Origin of the sequence: Bacillus tequilensis (assembly GCF_012225885.1) — a bacterium.
Taxonomy (GTDB): Bacteria; Bacillota; Bacilli; order Bacillales; family Bacillaceae; genus Bacillus; species Bacillus tequilensis.
Genome location: NZ_CP048852.1, coordinates 1,465,273 through 1,481,213, shown reverse-complemented (window position 1 = coordinate 1,481,213; position 15,941 = coordinate 1,465,273). Strand labels below are relative to the sequence as shown.

Genomic DNA, 15,941 nt, shown 5'->3' with positions numbered 1-15,941 from the left:
AAAGCACCTGGTATCAGGTGCTTTTCGCTTTCAGCTTATTCAAATAATCAATCGCATCCTGCATCGTGTCAACAGGCACAATCTTCATATGTGAATCAATATCTTTTGCTGTTTTTACTGCGTTTTTATAATCTGAATTGCTGGCGCCGTTTTGATTTGGCGCGAAGAAAATGTCTTTTCCGGCTTTGTCTGCAGCAACGACTTTTTGATCAATGCCGCCGATCGGGCCTACTTTTCCGTCAACATCAATCGTTCCTGTTCCTGCAATATCGTAGCCTTTTGTTTCGTCTGGTTTTGTCAGCTGATTATAGATTTCAAGTGACATCATTAACCCTGCTGACGGGCCGCCGATATTTTCAATTTTAAAATCAATATCAGGCTCTACCTTCACGTTTCTGTCCGTATAAAGCGAAACTCCGATTCCTGCCCGATCCGGTTCGTCAGGAAATTGTTTTAACGTAAGAGTGACACGCTTTTCTTTTTCGTCTCTTTCCATTTTTAACGTGACTTTATCTCCCGCTTTTTTGCTGCTGATATAATCAATCAGCTTTTCAGCAGACTGATAGTTTTTGCCGTCTGCGCTGATGATTTTATCGCCGACTTCTATTTTCCCTTTTGCAGGCATGTTTTCAACGACTGAGCTTGCGTATATGCCGTTAAAGGAATAGCTGACTTTTTTTCCTGCCTTTTGATAGGCGGCAATAATCGCGTTTTCCTGCGAGCTTTGCATCATTTGGAGCTGCCTTTTCATATACTCCTTATCTGATTCGCCTTCTTCCTTGATGCTCTCATCAGGAACAATTTCATAATAAGGGTGCATCTTTGCCCACACATATGTGAACGGATTAGCCGGCCCCACTTTGACAGTCATTAAGGACAGACTCCCTGTTTCCGGGTAGCCTCCCTCCACTTTTATCAGCGAAGCAAGCTCTGTCGCTTCTCCCGGTTTTGTAATATAGTATGGAAGTTTTATAAATGATAAAACGGCAATCAGAATGAGGATGACAAGCATCCAGCTAAAATGTTTTTTACGTAGCAAATTATGAGCCCTCCCAATTCTCTATTTCTTTTTTTATCTTGCTGATCATTCGGTCTGTGGCCTCCTCGCCTGCCGATATCATTGCTTCAATATTGGCAAACGAGCTTGAGCTGTATGTTTCAAGAGAAGGGCGAATCATGATATCCGCGGCGATCGTTTGATGTCGCACCAATTCATTTTGCAGTATATCCATACTTTGCATAATCACATCAAAAATATGCGCCGCCGTTTCGGTTTTTCGAACTTTAGAGACATCCGAGGCAATGATGATATCAGCCCCCATGTCTTTTACAACAGAAACCGGAATTCGGTCAACGACCGCTCCGTCTACAAAAAGCCGTTCGTCCAGCCTTTGCGGAATAAAGATACCCGGTATGCTGATGCTGGCCCGCACCGCATCCGACACTGATCCTTTGCGGAACACTACTTTTTCTCCCGTCCGCAAGTCACAAGCCACAATGCCCAAAGGGATTTGAAGCTCTTCGATCGGTTTTCCGAAAGTATAAGCATGCACAAGCTGCCTGACACGGTCACCTTTTAGAAACCCAAGTCTGGGAACCGTATAATCAGCATAAAACCGCCGTTTAAAGGCTTTGGCCACTTTTTTCATCGTTTCCACATCATGGCCCGCGGCATAGAAACTGCCCACCAAAGCGCCCACGCTGCTCCCCGCAATCATATCCACTTCAATTTGATGCTTATGTAAACTGGAAAGCACACCGAGATGAGCAAGCCCTCTGGCCCCTCCCGATCCTAACGCTAACCCGATTTTAGGTTTGGCCAACACGTTAACCTCCTGCCTGAATTCCCTGTATACCGAATTCTATGGTCTAAACTGAACCCCTATGCTCGTATATTAGTACAAAGAATCAAGCGGACAGGTACTGCTTGGCCGGTTCGTGTCATACATTATTTTATCATGATATACATGTCATTGGGCATTTTTAGCATCGGGGAGGTAAGAATGAACTTGTCGAAGATTCATACACTTTTGATTGCTTCGTTTTTTCTTTTTTTAACAGCAACTGTCATCTCACATCCGCAGGCCTCATTCGAAGCCTCTAAAACCGGGCTTTCTATGTGGTGGGAGGTTGTATTTCCGTCATTGCTGCCATTTTTTATTCTGTCTGAACTGTTAATCGGTTTTGGCATTGTGCGGTTTGTCGGTGTTTTGCTTGAGCCTTTTATGCGGCCGATCTTTCGCGTACCAGGGGTCGGCGGCTTCGTCCTCGCTATGGGAATGGCATCAGGAAACCCAGCTGGAGCAAAACTCACCGCCCGTCTTCGTCAGGAAAAACAGATTTCAAGAGTAGAAGCAGAACGGCTTGCATCGTTTACTAATTCTTCAAACCCGCTCTTTATTTTCGGCGCTGTTGCCGTCGGTTTCTTTCAAAACGCATCACTGGGCATTTTATTAGCTTCTGCACACTATTTGGGGAACCTGGCTGTCGGTTTAACGATGCGTTCCTACGGCCGCAAGGAAGAGCAGCAGCTCAGAAGGAAGAAAACGATACCTTTTCCTTCGCTCAAAGATGCTTTACATGCTTTACATACCGCCAGACTTGCGGAAAAACGGCCTCTGGGCAAAATTTTAGGCGACGCTGTGACGTCTTCTGTTCAAACACTTCTTATGGTGGGCGGCTTTATTATTTTATTTTCTGTCTTTAACCGGCTGCTTTCGGTTGTTCAGATGACTGATATGCTGTCTGTTTTTACAAAAGGAGCGCTGACTTTGTTTCAGCTCCCGGCTCAACTGGACATTCCCCTTTTATCAGGAATGTTTGAAATCACGTTAGGGAGCAAGCTCGTCAGCGAGACAGATGTGTCTCTTCTGCAAAAAGCCATTGTCGTCAGCTTTATTCTCGGGTTTAGCGGCTTTTCCGTGCAAGCACAGGTGGCGGGTATTTTATCGGATACCGACATCAGATTTAAACCGTTCTTTATCGCCCGATTGCTTCAAGGCGTTTATGCCGCCGTCTTCGTCATGCTTTTATGGAAACCGCTTTACACCGCATGGCATGACCCGTATCGGTATGTATTCAAGTCTCTTCATAGCGACGAAATGCCAACTGCTTTTATACACGGCTGGAATCTGCTTGTGCAGATTGGACCTGCTGTCACATTATGCGCGCTGTTTGCGTACATTATCATTTTCTCTTACAGACTGACAAACGGTACAAAAAAAGGATGAGTTAATCTCCTCATCCTTGTCTGAATTTTTGCTGAAGCGCAAGCTCTACTTCCGGCGGCACAAACTCTGATACCGGGCCATTGTATTTTGCCACTTCTTTTACAATGCTTGAACTTAAAAATGAATATTGGTTATTTGTCATCATAAAAAACGTCTCAATGGATTCATCAAGCACACGGTTTACGGATGTCCCCTGCATCTCGTATTCAAAATCAGATACCGCTCTCAAGCCTCTTAAAATCGCTTTCGCATTCTTTTTTTTCGCATAATCAATTAACAGCCCCTCTGACGTTTCAACTGTTATGTTTGGAATGTCTTTTGTCACTTCTCTCAAAAGCTCACACCGCTCTTCGACACTAAACAAAGGCTTTTTTGAAGAATTATTCAGCACACATACATACACCTGTTCAAAAATATTCGCCCCGCGTCTGATGATGTCCAGATGCCCGTAGGTCACCGGATCAAAACTGCCGGGACAGACAGCTATACTCGCCATATCGCTACCCCCTCTTTTTATAAATCGCCACTCCTGTAATTCCATAGGTTTCTTTTCTTGTCATCTCAAGATCTCCTACGGTTTCAGGAAGCTCGACTTCTTTGTCATGCTCAACAACGATAAAGCCGTCTTCCTCCAGCATTTGATATTCGTCTATCATCGTTAAAAGCGCTTTTAGCTTTTGTTCCTTATACGGCGGATCAAGAAAAATTCCGCGAAAGCCTGATTCTCTTTTCGCAGCGGCGTGCAACGCCCGTTCCGCATCATTGCGGTATACCTGTGCCCGTTTTGCAAGCTCCAGCGTTTTTACATTTGATTTTATCGTTTGAATCGCTTTAAAATCCCGGTCAACGAAAATACAATGCTCAAACCCGCGCGAAAGCGCTTCAATTCCTAGACCTCCGCTCCCTGCGAATAAGTCAAGTCCCCTGCCCCCGTCAAAATAAGGGCCGATCATATTAAAAATGGATTCCTTCACTTTGTCGGTTGTCGGTCTTGTTGATGTTCCCGGCACAGCCTTTAGTGAACGGCCTTTTTTTGATCCAGAAATTACTCTCATGTTCCACACCACTTTTTCTAAAAGCTATTTTGTTTTCTTGTTCGGCCGGACGCCGCTATGTACATAGAAAAAAATCAATCCTATCTTAACATAAAGCATTCTTTCAAACAACGAACACTCATCTTGATAAACAGGTGTATAGCCAGACTGATCCTTGTCCATACTATTAGCAACAGCATCTAGAGGATGTTGTTGCCAACCGCGGAGAAGACTTACGTTTCCCCATAAGTTCTTCCTCCGGTTTCTCCTCTCCCTTTGCCTTCTCCTTAACATGTTAAGGAATAGAAGGACCCCGCAGATGTCTGCGGGGATTTTTTTATACTGCTATATGCCGATTTTATAATCGTATTCCTTTGCTTTATCAAGCTTTGACTCGAATTCCAATTTTAAAAACGGTTTATAAGAAGGCTCCACTTTTTTCACAAACGAGTACGATGCGATCTTGTCCATTGTTTTTTCAATCTGGTCCATATCGCAATACAGCACAACATATTTTAAGCGTTTTGATACATAGTGCACATTTCCGAACTTTCTCAGCATTTTGCTTTGCTTGAGGGAATGCAGATACACAATCATACCCTGGCGCCTATTCTCCAATACAATCACCTGCCTGATTTCTCTTATATGTAAAAGACGAGACGGCCAGTCTCGTCATGACACTTTGCATCCGCAGCTTCCGCCTGAACCGCAGCCGCCTCCGCATGAAGACAAACCGTCAAAATAAGGGTTCCCCGTCGGAACTTTCACATGCTCCGAAACAGCTGTCCCGATCTCGACGCTGACCTCATCAAGAATGGACTGGAGCTCATTTTCAGCTCTCTTGAAGTCAGCCACCTTATCGTTCAGGTCCAGCTCGCGTTTGATCTCCCTCATTTTTCGGGATATTTCTCTATAGTCAGGATGATATTTGCCAAAACGCTGTACATCCTCATACTGCTCTTTTATTTTGATAAAAGAACGAATAATCCGCCCTGCCTCTTCATCTTCCTGGAGACGCTTGTAACAATTGCGGTAGTTCTCAGCCGTCTCCGACTGCAAAATCATCTCGGCAAGCTGCTGAGCTTCACTTTGAAGCCGCACGGATTCCATCGTCGCATACATAGCACGCACCTCCAGTTGTTAGTTTACCATGAAACCAGCCAATTGGAAAATGCTTAATCTCCGCCCAAACAATCTCCATATGACCGCATGAAAAAAGACCCTCTTTCGGGCCTTTTAATCTTTTGTCCGCATCGCTTGGAACATTTGCATCATCATTTGCGCCATTTGAATCCCGCTCGTAAATTGGTTCACCCGGTGCGGTATGGTTTTTTCATAAAAGTTCATCATCTCAAGCTGAAAGGAGGACAAATCATCCGGTTTTCTCGAAAGCCTGCGGTACCATATCGGCTGTTCTCTGATGAATCGCTTGCGTTCTTCAGTTGCTGAAATAAATTCCTGTACCTCTTTGCGCATATGAGCTCTCCTTTTTTAATCCTTTCGAAAAGAAAAAGGATGCTGTACAGAGCCTGGCTGAGATTGCTTCTGGCCGCTCCCGGAAAATGTATTAAGAAGGTTTTGCAAAGATGAGATTGACTGACTCATTTTATTGATTTGTTCGTTCATTTGATTGACATCCATCTTTTTCACCGCTGTCACCATTTTCGAGACAAAATCATTTTTCGGCTCTGTTTCAGGCACTTCTTCAGCCGCTTCTTCCGGTTCACGATATGGATCCCAAATCGGGTCGCTCTCCCCGAAGAGAACCCAATTTTCATATACGTCCTGCCAGCTTCTTTGTTCTTTACGTACTTCTTTTATCAGCTTGGGATGCTTTTTGACGAATTGTTTAAAGTCATTGATTGAATGATTGGCATGTTGATTTGCCACAATCCTCACCCCCTCCGAAAATCGCTGCCTACTACAATGTATCGTTTTGTGAAGCATTGTGTTCGCCTATATTCATTCGCGAATTAGCTTTACGAAAAAGGAAACAGCCTCATCTGTTGCTCACTTATTCAGACCAGCCTGTATGAAAACAAAAAAGCCGCGGAACCATTCACCCGCGGCTTCATTACCATCGCTTAATAAAATTTTGAGTGTAATATTTTCGATCTACCCCGACACCAAGATGCGTATAATCTGGATGCAGAAGCGCTTTTCGATGTCCTTCGCTATTGAGCCAGCCTTCTACAGCAGCCGGGCCGTCGACATAATTGTACGCAATATTTTCTCCCGCTTGCTGAAAGTCAACCTGTCCGTCTTCTAAGCGGTCTTTCAGTGTGCCGTATTTTTTAGAGTCATGGGAGAAATAATTATTATCCTTCATATCCTCGCTATGTCCAAAAGCCACTTCTGCCGTCGGCTGATCCCACTCAAGCTTCGCAAGCCCATGTTTGACGCGAATGACATTCGTCAAATCAAGTATTTGCTTTTCGCTCGTCGTTTGGATTTTTTTCCACTTATCATCTGAAACAGCTTCCGGTTTTATTAATTCACCGCGGTATACAACCTCATAAGGCCTTTGCTTTACAAAGGTTTGCGCATCAAACGCCCTGATGCTGGATAGCTTCCCTTCAAATTTGTCCATGTACAGCTGGACATACATCTTTCCTACCTTTACAGTCGGCCTGGTGTTTATATCCTCTTCAGAAAACTCAAACCGGTAGGAATTTCCTTTATACTCTACATTCACAAACGGTGCCACCTGGGTCGTCTTAAATACATCTCCGGTTGATTCACCAATTTTGAAAGGCTTTGCGTTAATGTCATTCCCAGCCGCAAATAATGTGACGACTTTATTGTGTAATACCCCGATTTGGATATATTGGTCCTTTCCTTGATTGTACACCCACCAATCGTAATCATAAGCTGACGGGTCGATGCGTTCAGGTTCCCCAAGCTTTTTCGTTACATCATCGGCGGACTTGCCCATAAAGGACAACAATCCTGAAGTCGGCATATGTATTCGTTTGCCGCTTTGCGCTTCCTCATTCGACACCTGCGGCTCACTGTCAGTTGATTTTTTTTCAGGAACAGATCCATATTGAATAAACAGAACGTAGGTTCCGCAGATAATCAAGAGGATAACCAATGCTCTCAATATATTTTTCAATCTATCACCCCCGTGGCGAATCACAATGTCTTGCCTTACATCTCATTCCAATACAGCCTATTTAACAAGTCAATGATTTATGTGTTAATGAAAAAAGCCTTCTTCTCTATTATCACCCTCGGAAATATCCGATAAGGCGCTGCCCGCACGTTTATCCGTTTGTTCAGATAAAGAAAGATCACCAAGCGTGACAATGCCAATAAGCTTTTTGTTTTTTGTAACAGGTATCCTTCTGAGCTGATGAGATGCCATCAAATGAAGAACCTCATCAACTGAAGCATCTTCCTCCACACTGACAGGTTTTTCGGTCATTGCGTCAGTGATTTTTTGCGAATTTGGTTTTTTTATGGCGATTCCTCTTAACACGAGATCACGATCAGTCACAATGCCAACCAGAGTTTCTCCATCCTCATCAACGACGGGAATCGCACCTACATTCGCATCTTTCATCTTTACTGCAGCTTCATATACATTATCTAATACCGTGCAATATTGCAAGTCGGCTGTCATCAGATCTTTTATTTTTGCCATCCGTAAAACCTCCTTTAGTCTAGTGCTATTGTCGTCAAAATTTGATTTTTGCATACTTTCAAAAGAAGAAGATTCATTGAAAGTTTAACGCTTTCATACTATGATTGTCAGGAAAGGTAATTTTTATAAGGAGGGGTCAGTGTTGAAGTTTACTGAAAGCGGACTTGAAGGGGTAAAGGCTGAGCTCAGCTTGCTGGACGACTTGATGGAAAGCAAAGGCCTCATCAGAGCAGGTCAATGGGATTACGAAAGAGTCACCTACGACAGGAAGTTTTCGACGATCGAGGGTACGTTTTATCTGCGGATACAGGGCATTGCGGCAGAGGGCGACGTTGGAAGCGGCCGCGCCGTGATTCAATTAATGTCCCCTCTCTTAGGCAAGCATTACTACCCGCACGGCGTAGAATATGGAGAAACGGAAGAGTTTCCCGTACAGGTTGTCACAAAAAGCAAGGCACTGATTCAGGAACTATCTGACATGTTAAAAACCGTTCAAATGTAATGAAAAGGTACAGCATTTGCTGTACCTTTTATGATATCGTTTGCTGAATATACGGCGGCGGCTCCTCCTGCCCGTCCTTTTCTCTTTCTTTCTTCACCCATTGGAAAAAGATAATGGCCAAAAAAGTACCGTACACAATTTCCTGAATGATCTTCATCATAACGGCTCCGAGCTGCTGATCCTCTAATAAAGGCAGTGTATTCAATATCTCCGGTCCTGTTAATGGGACCTGCCCCATCATATCCGCAGGCACACAAAGCCTCATTGCCTCAGCCCACGCAGACGGATCTGTATAGGTGGCGTATAACGGCGCGCCGCTGAACATAATCAAGGCGCAAGCCGGTGTAAGCAGCATACCGTCCGCCATAATATAACCCAGCTTCATCAAGCCGCTGAGCTGCCGAAGACGCTCTACCTTATGAACAAGCGGCCACCACATCAAAAACGCAAGCACAAAGATAAACCAGGTGATTACTGTATGATAAAACGGATCCGTTTTGACCGTATCAAAGATAAGCGGAACATGATATAAAGAAAAAATCCCGTTAAACAAAACCAAAGCAATTAAAGGTGTTGTAAAAAAGGAAAAAAACGGTTTAACGACAGGCCTGAAAATGATTTTTTCCCAGAGCCATGCAGGAATTCCCGCGATTAACAGCGGCGGGACAACCAAATACAGGACAGCCATCTGCACCATATGCGCGCTGAACATAATATGTCCGAGCAAGTCAACCGGGCTTCCCTCGGCCGCATACAAAAACAGCATCGCCGACAGAAAGCACACCATCTCTTTACCAGTTATTCGATTCGGCTTTGAAGACATTCGCCTGTAAAAATAAAGATAAAGCGCCGTAATGCCTAACAGAATACAAAAAAGATAAGGGCTCCACATCGCGCGAAACCCAAACACGTCTAACTGATTCATCTCTTCACCTCCGGCGGCTGCTCAAATCACCACCATATAATTGTGACAAACGCAAGTACAGTGATAAACGCGACAAACATGCCTGAATACAAAAACAGTGCCGGCACCTCATGCCCTTTTTGATTCATATGCATGAAATAATACAGCTGGAAGATGACTTGAATCGCAGCAAGCAAAATAATGAAAGGGATCGTAAACCAGCTGCCGACACCGTCTGTTGCCACAGTCAGAAATGCAACAATCGTAAGCCCGATCATTAAACCAAAAGACAGAACCTGATATTTCATCTCCTGGGCGTGCTTCTTTTTCTTAAATTCAAGGCCGCTGTTGACATGCTCCCTGCTTTTTTTATCGACCATGTTTATCCCACCATCCCCATTAAATATACAACGGTAAAGATGAAGACCCACACGACATCAATAAAGTGCCAATAAAGACTGGCAACATAAAACTTAGGCGCCGTATACAGGTTCAGCCCTCTCTTGGCATTGCGGATCATCAGTGTGCTGATCCACATAAGCCCAAATGCCACGTGTGCGCCGTGCGTACCGACAAGCGTGTAAAACGCAGAACCGAGCGCAGAGCTTGTGATAGTAAATCCAAATTCATGGATGTAATGCTTAAACTCATAGATTTCAAGTCCTAAAAAGCCCGCCCCCAATAAAATCGTAATTCCCAGCCAAAGCTGCATTTTGCCAAAGGAAAAGTTCTTCATGTGATACATCGCATACACACTTGTTAAACTGCTCGTTAATAGCAGCATTGTGGCGATAAATACAAGCGTCACATCAAACATTTCCGTCGTAGGCGGATCACCGGCGTTTGAATTCCGGAGTGCAAGAAACGTGGCGAAGAGAGACGCGAACAAAACTGTCTCTCCCCCAAGAAAAAGCCAAAAGCCTAAAAATTTATTTTTCCCTTCCAGTGTTACTTTTTCGGGAGAAGCCGGAAAGGTTTCTGCGGTGAATTTTTCTTGAATTTGCATTATGCCTTCACCCCTTTATCATCGTTCGGCAGTTCCTCTTTATGAATATGATAGCCGTGATCATCAATAATTGAACGAAGCAGCATCGTAATAAATGTGATGCCGAGCCCGATAAAGATCACCGGCAGGCCCCAAGCATAATCACTTCTGTACAGCAGCCCGAACGCTGCGACAAAAAGGCCGAAGGAAATGACAAACGGCAGGATTGAGCCGTTCGGCATATGAATATCATCAACTGGTTCTGCCGGTGTCATTGATTTGTGTCCTGCCTGCTTTTCGATCCAAAGCGGATCAAGTCCTCTGACAAAAGGAAGCTGTTTAAAGTTATACTCAGGCGGCGGAGAAGAAACGGTCCATTCAAGCGTACGTCCGTCCTGCCATGGATCAGCTCCGACATATTCGCCTTTTACTGATGTCCAAATGACATTGATCAGCAGAATAATAACAGCCGCCGCCATAAAAAACGCCCCGATTGTGCTGATCAAGTTGCCGGTTTCCAGACCCTGGTCTGGTAAAAACGTATAAACCCGGCGCGGCATCCCCATTAAACCGACAAAATGCTGAATGAAAAACGTGAGGTGAAAGCCGATAAAAAACAACACAAATGAAATTTTCCCCATCGTCTCATGCAGCATCTTACCGAACATTTTCGGCCACCAGAAATGCACTCCTGCTAAAAGGCCGAATACGACGCCGCCAATAATGACGTAGTGGAAGTGCGCCACCACAAAATACGTATCATGGAACTGATAATCAGCAGCAGCCGCGGCCAGCATGACACCCGTCACACCGCCAAGCACAAAGGATGGGATGAATGAGACAGCATACAGCATAGCGGTCGTATACTTTACATTTCCTCCCCAAATCGTCAAAAGCCAGTTGAAAATTTTAATCCCGGTCGGAATCGCGATAGCCATTGTGGCAACCGCAAAAATCGCGTTTGCGATCGGGCCCAGACCAGTCGTGAACATGTGATGCACCCACACCATAAAGCCCAGAAAGCCGATGAGCACGATTGCAAAAACCATTGAAGAATAGCCGAACAAACGCTTTCTGGCGAAAACAGGGATGACCTCGGAAAAAATACCGAACGCAGGCAAAATTAAGATATAAACCTCCGGATGGCCGAAGATCCAAAATAAATGCTCCCAAATGACCGTATTTCCGCCAAGCTCTGGATTAAAGAAATTGGTGCCGAACAGCCGGTCCAGCATCATCAAGGCCAATCCGGCCGTTAGCGGCGGAAATGCGAACAAAATCAATGCCGAGGCCACAAATGTCGTCCATGTAAACAAAGGCAGCCTCATGTATGTCATGCCCGGAGCCCTCATATTGATAATCGTGGCCAAAAAGTTAATCCCGGCTATCAGCGTCCCGAGCCCCGATATTTGCAGTCCAAGGACGAAAAAGTCTATGCCGTGCCCTTTTGAATGAAGCGAAAGTGAGGCATATGATGTCCAGCCCGCGTCTGGCGCTCCGCCCAAAAACCAGCTTAGATTTAAGAAAATCCCCCCGAAAAAGAACAGCCAAAAACCAAGAGCGTTTAAAAATGGAAACGAAACATCCCGAGCCCCAATCTGCAAAGGGACGACCGCATTCATCAAGGCAAATAAGAGCGGCATCGCAGCCAGAAAGATCATCGTCGTTCCATGCATCGTCATCACTTCATTGTACGATTGGGCGCTGAGAAACGCATTTTCCGGCTTTGCTAGCTGGATTCTGATAAACATCGCCTCTATTCCCCCGACGACAAAGAAGAGTCCCCCCGCCACTAAGTAAAGAATTGCAATTTTTTTATGGTCCACCGTCGTCAAATAATCCCAAAGCATAGATCCGCGCGGCCGCTTTTCTGTAAGCGTATTCAACATATGTGACCTCCCCCAATATCTCCCTTTCTTCCCTACTTGCTTTCCGCTTTTAAGCCTTTTAAGTATTCATAAAGCGCATCAGTTTCACTGTCTGAGAGCTTCGGATATGTGCCTGTCATTTTGTTGCCCGGCTTTATGCTGTCAGGATCCTTCAGCCAAGCCTTCACATTTTCTTCGTCGGCATCTTTCACTCCTGCCACTTTTGCCCTATCACCGAAGGTCGCCAAGTTGGGAGCCGTTCTAGCAGCTTCTGCACGCTTATCATTCGGCTCTACCGCATGACAGCTCAGGCAGTTCTTCTGTTTAAACAGTTCTTCGCCCTGCTTAGCCAAATCGCTCTCTGTTGTGGACTTATAGTTTTTCATTTCTTTTGTCCAGCCTTGAAATTCTTTTGCAGACATGGTTTTGACCTTAAAATCCATCAGCGCGTGTGAAGGACCGCAAAGTTCTGCACACTTCCCAAAAAACATATCCCCTGCCTCTTTGCTTCGTTTTGAATCAAATGTCAGGTAGAACTTATTTTCATTATCCGTATTCGTATCAAGTTTTCCTCCAACTGAAGGAATCCAGAAGGAATGTTTTACGTCTGAAGCTTTTAAATTAAAATATACACGCTGGTCTGTCGGCACTATAAGCTCTTGGCTTGTGATAATGCCGTAATCAGGATATTCAAACTCCCACCAATATAAATTTGCCCGGACATTGACGACAAGAGCATCCTCTGCTTTGCGGCCTTTCTTATCCATTGGTGATGTATCCGCCAGCTCAAGCGTATATAATACGACAGGGATCACAAGAATAACGAGCAGCAAAATCGGGATCACGGTCCATGTGATTTCTAAAAATTTGTTCCCCTCTACCTGTTTCGGTAACGTGTTCTCACCGACCCGAGATCTTCTGAATCTCACAATCACATAAAAGAAGATAACAGAAACTACTGCAACAACAACCACCATAATCAATGTGCTGAGCACTGTCAGGTCATACTGTTTATCAGCCACCTCGCCAGCAGGCTTGAGCGTGGATAAAAAAGGTTTTCCACATCCGCTTAATAGAAGCGGCACTAAGGCTAATAATGAAATAAGACGCCAATGCTTTACCATTTCACCCAACCCCTTTTCTGGTCAATACAAAGGCGGAGAGCAGACTTGAAGATCATCGCAATCCAGCCTGTCACCAATAAAGCACTTACATTTCCTCTTCTCTTAAATTATGAGTTTTTTTACTCAAAATGCCATCTATGTATAAAAGTAAAGCCGCCTGATTAAACAAGAGGTCAAGGCGGCATTTACTAGTTGTCATCGTTTATTTTGAAGCAATAAAACAAGCAACGTATCTATTTTTTTAGAAAAGAGTCAAGACAACCATGGCAACGAAATAGATTGTCATGTAGTTAAGCGAGTAAACGAACATCTGCGTTGCCCACTTCATGATATTTTTAGAGCGGAAGCCCATTAAACCGAGAATCAGCCAGCCGATATTTAACAGCAAGCCAAGGATGACAATCGGAAGGCCAAGGCTTCCAAGGAAAAACGGAAGCGGCATCAGACATGCAACCCATACAATAATTTGTCTTTTTGTCACTTCAAATCCGTATACGACAGGAAGCATCGGAATATTTGCAGCTCTGTAATCCTCCGTTTTCTTAATAGCCAATGCTAAGAAGTGAGGAATCTGCCAAATAAATAAAATCATGAATAAGACCCATGCAACGACACCGATATTGCCTTCCACTGCCGTCCATCCAATAAGCGGCGGCACTGCACCGGAAACACTTCCTACTACTGTGTTAATCGTATAGCGGCGTTTCGTCCACATTGTGTACAATACAACATACGTAAATACTCCGATAAACCCGATAACAGCAGCCGTGACAGTTGTCATCAGCAACATGATCAATCCTAAAGCAACTAGCAAAATTCCAGACCACAACGCCTGATTCGGCTGAATTTTACCCGTAACCGTCGGTCTTACTTTCGTGCGCTCCATAACATGGTCAATGTCTCGGTCATACCAGTTATTGATTGCACATGAGCCCGCAATAATCAGAGAAGACCCGATTAATGTAAGAAGAACGGTGTTTATATTGCCTAAAAAACTCAGACCGGAAATATGCAGTGCAAGCCACATTCCAGTAAAAGTCGTGATAAGATTAGAATTGACGATCCCTATTTTAATAAGGGACAGAAAATCTTTCCATGCCGTTGTTTCTTCAATTTGTCCGTCTATAGCTGTATCATTTAAGATTCTGGAGTTAGCCATAACGTAAACCTCCCTTACAAACCTAACGCAGGAGAATGAAAAACCTGCAACTCTTTCTATCATACAAGATAACATCTTGTAAAAAAACATCCTATTAAATATTAAACGACAAATAGGAATTTATTTGTGAACTTTTTATGAATTTTACCAAAGATGAAGGCAATCGCCAAATCGGCAGTGCGTTTACCTTATTTCTATCAGACCCGGCATGAATAATCAAGTGTACATTTTACGGAAGCCGTCATTCTATTATATTTTTGTGAACAAAAGGCGCTAAGAATTGCCACAAAACACATATTCGCTTACACTTGGAACGTATATAAAATTGCAGCAGTATGTTGAGAAGGTGATTATTGTATGAATAAAGCATTAAAGGCTCTCGGTGTTCTGACAACATTTGTCATGCTTATTGTTTTAATCGGGGGAGCCCTCGTTACAAAAACAGGTTCCGGCCAAGGCTGCGGCAGACAGTGGCCGCTGTGTCACGGCCGTTTTTTCCCTGAACTGAATCCGGCGTCAATTATTGAGTGGAGCCACAGATTCGCAAGCGGGATCTCCATTATCCTTGTGTTAAGCCTTGCATTTTGGTCATGGAGAAAAATCACGCCGATTTTCCGTGAAACAACGTTTCTCGCGATTATGTCAATTATCTTTTTATTTTTACAGGCACTGCTTGGCGCATTGGCTGTCGTATTCGGTTCAAACGCGCTGATTATGGCGCTTCACTTTGGTATCTCATTGATATCTTTCGCTTCAGTGCTCATTTTGACGTTGCTCATATTTGAAGCTGATAAATCAGTCAGAAAGCTGGTAAAGCCGCTTGAAATCGGCAAAAAAATGCAATTTCACATGATAGGGATTTTAATCTACTCCTATATCGTTGTGTATACAGGCGCTTATGTAAGACATACAGAATCAAGTCTGGCATGTCCGGATGTGCCTCTGTGCAGTCCGCTGCACAATGGACTTCCGACTCAATTCCATGAATGGGTGCAAATGGGCCACAGAACAGCAGCATTGCTGTTGTTTGTATGGATTATTGTAGCCGCTGTTCATGCAATGACTTTCTATAAAGATCAAAAGCAGATCTTTTGGGGCTGGATTTCATGTCTTGTTTTTATCACATTGCAGGCACTGTCAGGTATCATGATCGTATACTCTGAACTGGCTCTGGGCTTTGCGCTTGCTCACTCCTTCTTTATTGCCTGCCTGTTTGGCATTCTATGCTACTTCTTATTATTAATTGCACGTTTCCGTTATGAATCAAGACAATCATAATGACTCTAGACCAAAGCCTTCAGTGCTTTGGTCTTTTTTCACGGCATGTTTTTTTTACTGTGCCTCAATAAGAAAACAGATAATGTCCGAAAGAAATATTTATGGCTCGTATCATACTTCACATCCAGCAAGTACGGATGGATATGAAACATCGGCAGCAGATAAGCATTTTTTGCTTTAAATAAGAAATAGCTTGGAAGCCTTAAAATCT

Annotated in this window: 19 protein-coding genes; 3 read left to right on the top strand and 16 right to left on the bottom strand. The window is 44.0% G+C overall.

All coding sequences use genetic code 11. The features are described from left to right. Positions 1–13 precede the first annotated feature (13 nt). Both ddcP and G4P54_RS07900 read right to left on the bottom strand, forming a co-directional pair. Positions 14–1,039, bottom strand: a complete 1,026-nt coding sequence (gene ddcP / locus G4P54_RS07905; protein ID WP_167872296.1) for a protease DdcP — start codon at positions 1,037–1,039, stop codon at positions 14–16. 1 nt (position 1,040) lies between these two features. After that, the gene (locus tag G4P54_RS07900) at positions 1,041–1,823 is read right to left on the bottom strand and encodes a patatin family protein (RefSeq protein ID WP_024716159.1); all 783 of its coding nucleotides are present in this window, start codon (positions 1,821–1,823) and stop codon (positions 1,041–1,043) included. Between the two features lie 180 nt (positions 1,824–2,003). Between G4P54_RS07900 and spoVV the strand changes: the two genes are divergently transcribed. Then, on the top strand, positions 2,004–3,230 hold the full coding sequence (spoVV, locus tag G4P54_RS07895; RefSeq protein WP_167872295.1) for a dipicolinic acid transporter SpoVV: 1,227 nt from the start codon (positions 2,004–2,006) through the stop codon (positions 3,228–3,230). A gap of 10 nt (positions 3,231–3,240) precedes the next feature. Here the strand turns inward: spoVV and coaD are convergent, their stop codons facing one another. The 8 genes from coaD to G4P54_RS07855 all read right to left on the bottom strand — a co-directional run bounded on the left by coaD (position 3,241) and on the right by G4P54_RS07855 (position 7,910). Further along, positions 3,241–3,726 carry a pantetheine-phosphate adenylyltransferase gene (coaD, locus tag G4P54_RS07890; RefSeq protein ID WP_024716161.1) on the bottom strand — a complete coding sequence of 162 codons (486 nt, stop codon included), beginning with the start codon at positions 3,724–3,726 and terminating at the stop codon, positions 3,241–3,243. A 4-nt stretch (positions 3,727–3,730) separates the two neighbouring features. Beyond that, complete coding sequence (gene rsmD, locus G4P54_RS07885) at positions 3,731–4,285, bottom strand: 16S rRNA (guanine(966)-N(2))-methyltransferase RsmD (RefSeq protein ID WP_167872294.1); 555 nt, start codon at positions 4,283–4,285, stop codon at positions 3,731–3,733. A gap of 324 nt (positions 4,286–4,609) precedes the next feature. Next, positions 4,610–4,882, bottom strand: coding sequence for a YlbG family protein (locus tag G4P54_RS07880; protein WP_003221373.1), 273 nt, complete (start codon positions 4,880–4,882; stop codon positions 4,610–4,612). A gap of 54 nt (positions 4,883–4,936) precedes the next feature. Beyond that, positions 4,937–5,386: a regulatory iron-sulfur-containing complex subunit RicF gene (ricF, locus tag G4P54_RS07875; protein ID WP_003221370.1), complete on the bottom strand. Its 450-nt coding sequence runs from the start codon at positions 5,384–5,386 to the stop codon at positions 4,937–4,939. 114 nt (positions 5,387–5,500) lie between these two features. After that, the gene (locus tag G4P54_RS07870; RefSeq protein WP_024716163.1) at positions 5,501–5,740 is read right to left on the bottom strand and encodes a YlbE-like family protein; all 240 of its coding nucleotides are present in this window, start codon (positions 5,738–5,740) and stop codon (positions 5,501–5,503) included. Positions 5,741–5,755: 15 nt separating this feature from the next. After that, the gene (locus G4P54_RS07865; protein ID WP_024716164.1) at positions 5,756–6,154 is read right to left on the bottom strand and encodes a YlbD family protein; all 399 of its coding nucleotides are present in this window, start codon (positions 6,152–6,154) and stop codon (positions 5,756–5,758) included. Between the two features lie 184 nt (positions 6,155–6,338). Next, on the bottom strand, positions 6,339–7,379 hold the full coding sequence (locus tag G4P54_RS07860; RefSeq protein WP_167872293.1) for a CAP domain-containing protein: 1,041 nt from the start codon (positions 7,377–7,379) through the stop codon (positions 6,339–6,341). Positions 7,380–7,463: 84 nt separating this feature from the next. Continuing rightward, on the bottom strand, positions 7,464–7,910 hold the full coding sequence (locus G4P54_RS07855) for a CBS domain-containing protein (RefSeq protein ID WP_167872292.1): 447 nt from the start codon (positions 7,908–7,910) through the stop codon (positions 7,464–7,466). 139 nt (positions 7,911–8,049) lie between these two features. On the opposite strand from G4P54_RS07855, the gene G4P54_RS07850 reads away from it, so the two are divergent. Further along, positions 8,050–8,412: a YugN family protein gene (locus G4P54_RS07850; RefSeq protein WP_081719930.1), complete on the top strand. Its 363-nt coding sequence runs from the start codon at positions 8,050–8,052 to the stop codon at positions 8,410–8,412. Positions 8,413–8,440: 28 nt separating this feature from the next. Here the strand turns inward: G4P54_RS07850 and ctaG are convergent, their stop codons facing one another. From ctaG to cyoE, 6 genes are all read right to left on the bottom strand, one after another. Further along, a complete protein-coding gene (ctaG, locus tag G4P54_RS07845) occupies positions 8,441–9,337 on the bottom strand; it encodes a cytochrome c oxidase assembly factor CtaG (RefSeq protein ID WP_167872291.1) in 897 nt (298 codons plus the stop codon). Between the two features lie 26 nt (positions 9,338–9,363). Then, positions 9,364–9,696 (bottom strand): cytochrome c oxidase subunit IVB, encoded by a 333-nt coding sequence (gene ctaF / locus G4P54_RS07840; protein ID WP_024716169.1) that lies wholly within the window; start codon positions 9,694–9,696, stop codon positions 9,364–9,366. A 2-nt stretch (positions 9,697–9,698) separates the two neighbouring features. Then, entirely contained in the window at positions 9,699–10,322 is a 624-nt protein-coding gene (gene ctaE, locus G4P54_RS07835; RefSeq protein WP_024716170.1) for a cytochrome c oxidase subunit III, read from the bottom strand. Then, on the bottom strand, positions 10,322–12,190 hold the full coding sequence (gene ctaD / locus G4P54_RS07830; protein WP_167872290.1) for a cytochrome c oxidase subunit I: 1,869 nt from the start codon (positions 12,188–12,190) through the stop codon (positions 10,322–10,324). Before ctaD ends, ctaE begins: the two co-directional genes overlap by 1 nt. 32 nt (positions 12,191–12,222) lie before the next feature. Next, the gene (coxB, locus tag G4P54_RS07825) at positions 12,223–13,293 is read right to left on the bottom strand and encodes a cytochrome c oxidase subunit II (protein ID WP_167872289.1); all 1,071 of its coding nucleotides are present in this window, start codon (positions 13,291–13,293) and stop codon (positions 12,223–12,225) included. A 241-nt stretch (positions 13,294–13,534) separates the two neighbouring features. Further along, entirely contained in the window at positions 13,535–14,452 is a 918-nt protein-coding gene (gene cyoE / locus G4P54_RS07820) for a heme o synthase (protein WP_024716173.1), read from the bottom strand. A 357-nt stretch (positions 14,453–14,809) separates the two neighbouring features. Between cyoE and ctaA the strand changes: the two genes are divergently transcribed. Beyond that, positions 14,810–15,730 carry a heme A synthase CtaA gene (ctaA, locus tag G4P54_RS07815; protein WP_024716174.1) on the top strand — a complete coding sequence of 307 codons (921 nt, stop codon included), beginning with the start codon at positions 14,810–14,812 and terminating at the stop codon, positions 15,728–15,730. Positions 15,731–15,941: the final 211 nt, after the last annotated feature.

Coding starts and splice junctions, on each gene's coding strand:
- coxB (WP_167872289.1), bottom strand. CDS start 13,293: ATGGTAAAGCATTGGCGTCTTATTTCATTATTAGCCTTAGTGCCGCTT.
- ctaD (WP_167872290.1), bottom strand. CDS start 12,190: ATGTTGAATACGCTTACAGAAAAGCGGCCGCGCGGATCTATGCTTTGG.
- ctaA (WP_024716174.1), top strand. CDS start 14,810: ATGAATAAAGCATTAAAGGCTCTCGGTGTTCTGACAACATTTGTCATG.
- ctaG (WP_167872291.1), bottom strand. CDS start 9,337: ATGAATCAGTTAGACGTGTTTGGGTTTCGCGCGATGTGGAGCCCTTAT.
- ricF (WP_003221370.1), bottom strand. CDS start 5,386: ATGTATGCGACGATGGAATCCGTGCGGCTTCAAAGTGAAGCTCAGCAG.
- cyoE (WP_024716173.1), bottom strand. CDS start 14,452: ATGGCTAACTCCAGAATCTTAAATGATACAGCTATAGACGGACAAATT.
- spoVV (WP_167872295.1), top strand. CDS start 2,004: ATGAACTTGTCGAAGATTCATACACTTTTGATTGCTTCGTTTTTTCTT.
- G4P54_RS07855 (WP_167872292.1), bottom strand. CDS start 7,910: ATGGCAAAAATAAAAGATCTGATGACAGCCGACTTGCAATATTGCACG.
- ctaE (WP_024716170.1), bottom strand. CDS start 10,322: ATGCAAATTCAAGAAAAATTCACCGCAGAAACCTTTCCGGCTTCTCCC.
- coaD (WP_024716161.1), bottom strand. CDS start 3,726: ATGGCGAGTATAGCTGTCTGTCCCGGCAGTTTTGATCCGGTGACCTAC.
- G4P54_RS07870 (WP_024716163.1), bottom strand. CDS start 5,740: ATGCGCAAAGAGGTACAGGAATTTATTTCAGCAACTGAAGAACGCAAG.
- rsmD (WP_167872294.1), bottom strand. CDS start 4,285: ATGAGAGTAATTTCTGGATCAAAAAAAGGCCGTTCACTAAAGGCTGTG.
- ctaF (WP_024716169.1), bottom strand. CDS start 9,696: ATGGTCGATAAAAAAAGCAGGGAGCATGTCAACAGCGGCCTTGAATTT.